The sequence below is a fragment of the Sphingobium nicotianae genome, from assembly GCF_018603885.1.
Classification (GTDB): Bacteria; Pseudomonadota; Alphaproteobacteria; order Sphingomonadales; family Sphingomonadaceae; genus Sphingobium; species Sphingobium nicotianae.
On sequence record NZ_JAHGAW010000009.1, the window covers coordinates 228516 to 235599 of the forward strand.

7 protein-coding genes are annotated in these 7084 nt (G+C 64.1%); 5 read left to right on the plus strand and 2 right to left on the minus strand.

Annotated features, from left to right (window positions below; genetic code table 11):
• Positions 1 to 144 precede the first annotated feature (144 nt).
• The 5 genes from KK488_RS14940 (at position 145) to KK488_RS14960 (ending at position 5684) form a co-directional block, all read left to right on the plus strand.
• Complete coding sequence (locus KK488_RS14940; protein WP_214624494.1) at positions 145 to 1368, plus strand: cobalamin-independent methionine synthase II family protein; 1224 nt, start codon at positions 145 to 147, stop codon at positions 1366 to 1368.
• A 280-nt stretch (positions 1369 to 1648) separates the two neighbouring features.
• Positions 1649 to 3052: a spinster family MFS transporter gene (locus tag KK488_RS14945; RefSeq protein WP_214624495.1), complete on the plus strand. Its 1404-nt coding sequence runs from the start codon at positions 1649 to 1651 to the stop codon at positions 3050 to 3052.
• 36 nt (positions 3053 to 3088) lie between these two features.
• Positions 3089 to 4033 (plus strand): amidohydrolase family protein, encoded by a 945-nt coding sequence (locus KK488_RS14950; RefSeq protein ID WP_214624496.1) that lies wholly within the window; start codon positions 3089 to 3091, stop codon positions 4031 to 4033.
• Entirely contained in the window at positions 4030 to 5409 is a 1380-nt protein-coding gene (locus tag KK488_RS14955; protein WP_214624497.1) for a hypothetical protein, read from the plus strand. Before KK488_RS14950 ends, KK488_RS14955 begins: the two co-directional genes overlap by 4 nt.
• Before the next feature lie 11 nt (positions 5410 to 5420).
• Entirely contained in the window at positions 5421 to 5684 is a 264-nt protein-coding gene (locus KK488_RS14960; RefSeq protein ID WP_214624498.1) for a hypothetical protein, read from the plus strand.
• 82 nt (positions 5685 to 5766) lie between these two features.
• Here the strand turns inward: KK488_RS14960 and KK488_RS14965 are convergent, their stop codons facing one another.
• Positions 5767 to 6744, minus strand: a complete 978-nt coding sequence (locus tag KK488_RS14965; RefSeq protein ID WP_214624499.1) for an adenosine kinase — start codon at positions 6742 to 6744, stop codon at positions 5767 to 5769.
• 200 nt (positions 6745 to 6944) lie between these two features.
• Positions 6945 to 7084: adenosylhomocysteinase (locus KK488_RS14970; RefSeq protein ID WP_214624511.1), on the minus strand; the 140-nt coding region annotated here is incomplete at its 5' end.

Consider the following 7084-nt stretch of genomic DNA (forward strand, 5'->3'; position numbering starts at 1 on the left):
AGGGACGCCTTCCGTTGCGAGCGGGAGGGCGCAAAAAACTGGGTGGCCCGGTACGAATTCGTTCCGGGCCAGTCAATTATTCCGGCCCTCGCCATGGCAGGAAGCGAGTCAGAACACAGATTATGGGCAGAGGGAGCAGAGGCCATGCGGCGTTCCACCGACTATTTCCTGAGCAGCCATGGCGGCAACCTGCCGCGTCCCGCCGCGTTCGACGCGAAGCTCGCGAAATATGATGATCACAAGGAAGAGATTGCGGCGGAGCTGCCCGGCGCGGTGCAGTGGGTGGTCGACAAGCAGATCGCGTGCGGCGTCGATATCGTCAATGACGGCGAATATGTGAAGGCGGCGAACGGCGGCTCCTATGGAAGCTACATGGCGGGCCGCGTCACTGGCTATTCGATGGTCGACCGTCCCGCCGACTTCAAGCCCAAGCGGGCCGGCGTCGGCGAGCGCGACCGGCGCGACTTCCCCGGCTTCTATGCATCCGGCCTGTGGCTCGCCGGATCGGGCGGTCCCGTCCGCCCGGGCTTTTCGACGCCTGGCGCTGCGCCCGGGGCCGGCCCGGGCGTGACGCCCACCAAGATACGCGCCTGTACCGGGCCGGTCTCCTATCACGGCTATGACGCGATCAAGAAGGATATCGATGCGCTCAAGGTCGCGCTGCAAGGCAAGGACGGTGCCGACGGCTTCATCGCCGCGCTCGGTCCGTTGAGCCTCGGCGCGAGCGTCACCAATCTGCACTACAAGGACGAGCGCGACTATATGATGGCCGTCGCGGACACGGTGCGCGAGGAATATAAAGCGATCACCGATGCCGGCCTGATCGTTCAGGTCGACGAGCCGGAGTTCGCCACGAGCTGGATGTTCTACCCGGATTATACGGTCGACCAATATCGCAAATATCTCGATTTCTGCGTCGAGATCATCAACCACGCGCTGCGCGGCCTGCCGCAGGATCAGATCCGCTTCCACATGTGCTGGGGCTCGGGCCATCGCCCGCATGTCCACGACATCGAGTTCAGGCACATCGCCGACAAACTCTTCCAGATCAACGCCGAGGCCTACAGCTTCGAGGCGTCGAACCCGCGCCACGCGCATGAATATGTGGTGTTTGACGACATCAAGCTGCCTGACGGGAAGATCATCGTGCCGGGCGTGATCGGTCACTATACCGACCTGGTCGAGCATCCCGAGCTGGTCGCTGAGCGCCTGATGAATTTCGCCAAGCGCGTCGGCATGGAGAATGTCCATGCTGGCACCGATTGCGGCATCGGCTCGCGCGTCGGCCATGAGGAGATCGTCTGGGCCAAGCTCAAGGCGATGTCCGAAGGTTGCCGCATCGCCGGAAAGCGAATGAAGGGCAACTGAGGCCCTCGCCGACCGCAGATTGATGAGTTGCTGCATTCGCCGCCGGCTCCAGTCAGCCGGCGGCGGTTTTGTTATTGGCCGGGCGCGAACCTCTGCGGAATTCCGCTTGTCATGCATCTACTTAAACGTCGGCGTTCCGGGACAAGCATTCCCTACTTCCCCCACGAGCAAGCGGAGAGTGGGCCAGCATGCGAGCGTGCCCACTCCCGGCAATCAGGCTCTGGAACCCAAGGCGATCGACGGCGACACGAATGACACGAACAAGCCCTGGAGAGCGATGATGGCGGGAGCCGCAAACATAACGATGGACGAGACGCCGCCGAAATCGACTGGCGACGCCGCGCCTGCGATGGCCAGTGGCGAGCAACCCTGGCCGCCGCGCAAGGACGCCTATTATTCGCTGGTCGTGATGACCATCGTCGTCATGTTCACCGTGCTCGATCGCAGTGTGCTGGCCTTGCTCATTGACCCGATCAAGCAGGATTTCGGGATCACGGACACGCAGGCCGCTCTGCTGCTCGGCGCCGCTTTCTCGCTGCCCTATGGCATTTGCGGGATGGGCATCGCGCGCATCGCCGACCGGACCAACCGGCGCAATCTGGTCGCCGTCTGCATCGCCTTCTGGAGTGCCTGCACCGTCGCGTGCGGCGTGGCGCAGGGCTATGTCGGGCTGTTCCTCGCGCGGATCGGCATCGGCATCGGCGAATCCGGCTATGGCCCCGCCAGCTGGTCGATCGCGACCGACAATTTCCCCCGCGAGAAGGTCGCCTTCGCCACCGGGACCTATGGCATCGGCGCTATGGTCGGCACGGGCCTGGCGTTGTTCCTCGGCGGAACGGTGTTGCATCTGGTCGAGGGCATTCCGCCGATCGACGTGCCGCTCATCGGCACCATCCGGCCCTGGCAATGGACGTTCGTCGTGGTCGGGGCGCCGGGCCTGCTCTGGACGCTCGTCGTGCTGACGACCAAGGAGCCGCCGCGGCGCGGTCTGGTCGCCGGGCAGAAGGCGTTGAGCGTTCCGGTCAAGGAGGTCGCCCGCTGGGTGTTCGATGACGGCCGCACCTATCTCGCCGTGATCGGCGGTCACTGCATGAAGACCCTGCTGTCTGCGGGGCCGGCGACCTGGGGTGCGACATTCCTCCACCGCGAGTTCCATTGGGATCTGGCCAAGGTCGGCATCATCAGCGGCGCCATCACGATCGTCGTCTCGCCGATCGCGATGATCCTGGGGGGCAAGCTCTCGGAATATTGGACGAGGCAGGGCCGCAACGATGCCAATCTGCGCATCGTCTTCTTCGGGCTCATCTGCTCCGTACCGCTGATGGTCATCGCGCCGCTCATCCCCAATGCCTATGGCGTGCTGGCGATGAATGCGCTTGCCTCGTTCATCGGCACGCTCGGCTTCGGGCCCGGTATCGCGGCCTTCCAGGTGGTGACGCCCAACCGGATGCGCGCGCAGGTCAGCTCCTTGAGCCAGTTCAGCACCAATGTGATCGCCTTTGCGCTCAGCCCGCTGATCGTGGCGCTGTTCACGGACTATGTCTTCCGCGACGAAGGCGCCCTCAAATATTCGATGGTGCTCAACGCGGCGTTGATGGGCGGGCTGGCGCTGCTCGTCGTATGGCAGGGCCTCAAGCCCTATGCGCGCTCCTATGAGCGGGCCGTCCGCGAATTTGCCAATTGAACAACAGCCTTTAGAGCAACACACAGAGAGGACGGCATGAGCAACAGCATCGAATCCCTTGAGATCATAGACGTTCAGATCCACGAGCCCTGGCCGGGCAAGCCGCTGGACGAGAGCATGAAGGATCAGACCGCCCTCTGGCAGGTCGAGCTGGCGCGCGAGGCGATGGACGCGATCGGCGTCGACATCGCGTTCGCGGTGACCAGCGAGGCTTTCTACAATCTGGGCCACGAGCGCTTCCCGGGTCGCTTTCCGGGCGTGCATACCTTCTTCCACAATCATCCTGATCTCGCGTCCGAAGTGCGGCGGGTGAAGGCCAATCCGGCGGTGGTTGCAGGCCGCGCGCTGGTCGGCGACTTCATCAATGCCAAGATGCGCCCCGAGTTCGAGCAGGGTGTCTTCGAGCCGATCTACAAGACGGCAGAGGAAGTCGGCCTGCCGATCTTCAACTCGACCCATGGCGGCTGCAAGAATATCGGTCCGGTCGCCGAGCGCTATCCCAACCTGACGCTGATCGTCGACCATATCGGCGTGGCGCAGCATCCGGTGTCGCCGCCCGTGGCGATGAGCTGGGGACCATTCGAGGACCTGCTCGAGCTCGCCAAATATCCCAACGTCCATGTGAAGCTGTGCGGCGCGCCGTTGCTCAGCCAGGAGAATTATCCGTACAAGGACGTCTGGCCGAATCTGCGGCGACTGTTCGACGCCTTCGGCTACGAGCGCGTGATGTGGGGCAGCGACTATACCCGCCTGCGCAGCGCCGACCTGCCCAAGGGCGATCGTCCGCGTCGTCGCGGCATCACCTATGGCGAGAATCTCAACTATCTGCTGCACACCGATCTGCTGACCTTCGACCAGAAGAAGCAGGTGCTCGGCGGCAGCGCCCGCAAGCTGTTCAACCTTCCGCCCATTTCGCAGGACTGGGGTCCGCCGCCGATGAGTTGGGCGATGATGCCCCCGCCGCAACCCAAGGCCAAATGACCGACGCGGAGACCCTGCTCGCCCAGATCGACGAAGCCTGTCGGCGCATGCAGATCGCGCAGACGACCTTTGGCCGGCAGGCGGTGAATGACGGAAAGCTGGTCAGCCGCCTGCAGCAGGGTGGGCGGGTGACGCTCGAGACGGTGAACCGGGTCCACCGGTTCATCGCCGAGAAGGGCGGGCCTTCCGCCACCAATCTGCGCTCGGCGATCAAGGGCATGGAGCATGGGATCGATCCGGTCCACGGCTTCCGCTTCTACGACAACCGCCAGAAATATCTGATGTTCGTCAATACGACGTCGGAGAAACATATGGTGGCGGACAAGGCGCTGGAGCAGCTGACGCTGACCCAGCCCGAGCCGCCCGCCATCCGCCTGTTCGACGGCGGCTCGGGCGATGGCACAGCCTTCGCCCGGCTGCTGCGTGGTGCGCATAAGCGTTATCCTTGGCTGCCCTTCTATGTGGTCGCCAAGGAGATCAGCATCGAGAATGTCCGGCTGATGCTGGAGAAGATGCCGGACCGCTTCCAGGAGCATCCGGCGACGGTGCTGGTCGTCACGAACCTGAACTATGCCGACGCGCCCTATCTCAAGCCCAGCTCGCCGGTCGCGGCCAGCGCGATGAGCTGGACCGAGATTGCACTGGAAGGCTCGACGGCGGGCGACTTCGAGGAAGCGATCGCCGCGCTGCAGCCGGTGATCGACCAGAACTGGCAGGTCGAGGTCAGCCAGCAGAGCGGCCATCCGGTGACGCAGACGCCGGCGGTGCTGGTCATCTATCGCAAGGACCAGCAGTTCGTGCTGGATTCGATCATCCCGCGCCGGGGTTTTGCGCGGGCGGATTTCGATTTCGTGCTGCTCTCGCATCCCTATCGCGCTCGCGCGCCGATCGCCTTCAAGGCGGGCAAGGTGGTGGCGCCGCTGGTGCGGGCGCTGCGGCCCAACGGGCGGCTGCTCGGCATTCATGGCTATGGGCATGACCCGGGTCTGGAGCTGGTGCGCTCGGTCTGGCCGGGCGAGGATCCGTTCGTCACCGGCCGCGCCGAGCTGATGGAAGCGGTCGCGCAGGATCTTGGCAGCCAGGCGCGCAACTATCACTTTCATGAGATGTCGGACGAGGAGGCGGTGTTCCGCTACTCCATCCGCATGCTGGCGACCGAGATCGCGCCGGAAGGCGAGCTCGGCATGTCGACCGTGCTCGCGGCCTGGAATGCGGCGAGCTATGTCGCCCAGATCGAGGATGCGCGCCTCTCGGCGATCCTCAACCGCAATCGCTATGTCGACGCCACGCGGGAAATTTTGCAGGCCCACAAGGGTTTGTGGTTCAACAACGAGACCTATATCGTCTCGAGGCGCGCCGATCTCGGCGCCCACTGAGAGGATTCGCGATGAGCGCTCATACCCAAAACAGCCCCGCGCGGGACGCGATGACCGGCCCGCGCTGCCCTTTTTGCGAGGCGCCGTGGACCGAGGCGATGCTCGATCAATATGATGCGCTGGTCGATCCGAACGGCTGCGCCTGCTGCGGATCGGCTGGAGTGATCGATCATGGCGAGGATCATCACGCGCATCAGGAGCGCGTCATTCCGACCAGTGACCTGTGCTGCGAGAGCTGCGGCAAGGCCATTTTCCGGGCGCCGGGCTCCCTCTAGGATTTCGGGCGGATCGACGAAAAGCGAAACGGCCCCGGACTCGCGTCCGGGGCCGTCTTCGTCTGCCCGCAGGCAAAGGAGATCAGGCGAGTTCGCGCAGCGGCTGCAGCGGGCGAGCACCATAATGCTGGATCACCTCGGCCGCACCGATGCTGCCCAGGCGGCCGCATTCGGCGAAGGGCAGGTGGCGGCTGAGGCCATAGAGGACGCCGGCGGCATAGAGGTCGCCCGCGCCCGTCGTGTCGACCAGGTCCTTGATCGGCGCCGCGGGGATCTCATAGCGCCCGTCGCCGCTGGCGATCAGGGAGCCCTGCGCGCCCAGCGTGATCGCGACGATGTCGATCTTGGCGGACAGGTCGTTGGCGGCGGCGGCGATGTCGCGGCTGCCGTAGAGCGCCTCGATCTCATCGTCATTGGCAAAGAGAATGTCGATATGGTCGGCGATCAGCGCCTTGAACTCGTCCTTGTAGCGATGGACGCAGAAGCTGTCGGAAAGGGTCAGGGCGACCTTGCGGCCGGCGGCGCGGGCGATGGTCGAGGCCTTGCGGAAGGCTTCCTTGGCGGCCGGCGGATCGAACAGATAGCCTTCGAGATAAGTGATCGCGCTGGCCGCGACGAGATCGGCATCAACATCGTCCGGTGTCAGATCGACGCAGGCGCCCAGATGCGTGCCCATGGTGCGCTGGGCGTCGTCCGTGACCATGACCAGGCAGCGCGCGGTGGCGACGCCGTCCGGCGCGGCGGGCGTCGCGAAATGAACGCCGATAGACTTGAGGTCATGCGCGAAGATGTCGCCGAACTCGTCCTGCTTCACCTTGCCGATGAAGGCTGCCTTGCCGCCGAAGGACGCGATGCCGGCGATGGTGTTGGCCGCCGAGCCGCCCGAGGCCTCGATGGCCGAACCCATGTCGCCATAGATGGCATGTGCACGCGCCTCGTCGATCAGCGCCATGCCGCCCTTGGGCATGTCATGCTTGGCCAGAAAAGCCTCGTCGGTCTGGGCAATGATGTCGACAATCGCATTGCCGACACCGAGCACATCATAGGTCGCGTCGCTCATCTTGGTTCCCTGCTTTAAGTCCGGTGATGGGGATTTGGCTCATAGGCGGGCAAGGGGTTCGAAACCAGCCCGCCAATCGAAATGCTTCCGTCCAGAGTTTGAAGAAGGGACGCTCTTAGGAGAGAGAGCAAGAGCGCCCCTTCTGCAAGCTCTGGAATAGGTACGGGGAGGCGCGGTCGGTGCCGCGCCTCCCTTGGATCTTAGTAGCGATAATGATCGGGCTTGAAGGGGCCCTTGGTGGAGACGCCGATATAGGCGGCCTGCTTCTCGGTGAGGGTGGAGAGCTTGACCCCGAGCTTGTCGAGGTGGAGGGCGGCGACCTTCTCGTCGAGATGCTTGG

Bases quoted from the DNA above. Each gene is read 5' to 3' on its own strand.
- KK488_RS14940 (WP_214624494.1), top strand. From the start codon at position 145: ATGCGGCGTTCCACCGACTATTTCCTGAGCAGCCATGGCGGCAACCTG.
- KK488_RS14945 (WP_214624495.1), top strand. From the start codon at position 1,649: ATGGCGGGAGCCGCAAACATAACGATGGACGAGACGCCGCCGAAATCG.
- KK488_RS14950 (WP_214624496.1), top strand. From the start codon at position 3,089: ATGAGCAACAGCATCGAATCCCTTGAGATCATAGACGTTCAGATCCAC.
- KK488_RS14955 (WP_214624497.1), top strand. From the start codon at position 4,030: ATGACCGACGCGGAGACCCTGCTCGCCCAGATCGACGAAGCCTGTCGG.
- KK488_RS14960 (WP_214624498.1), top strand. From the start codon at position 5,421: ATGAGCGCTCATACCCAAAACAGCCCCGCGCGGGACGCGATGACCGGC.
- KK488_RS14965 (WP_214624499.1), bottom strand. From the start codon at position 6,744: ATGAGCGACGCGACCTATGATGTGCTCGGTGTCGGCAATGCGATTGTC.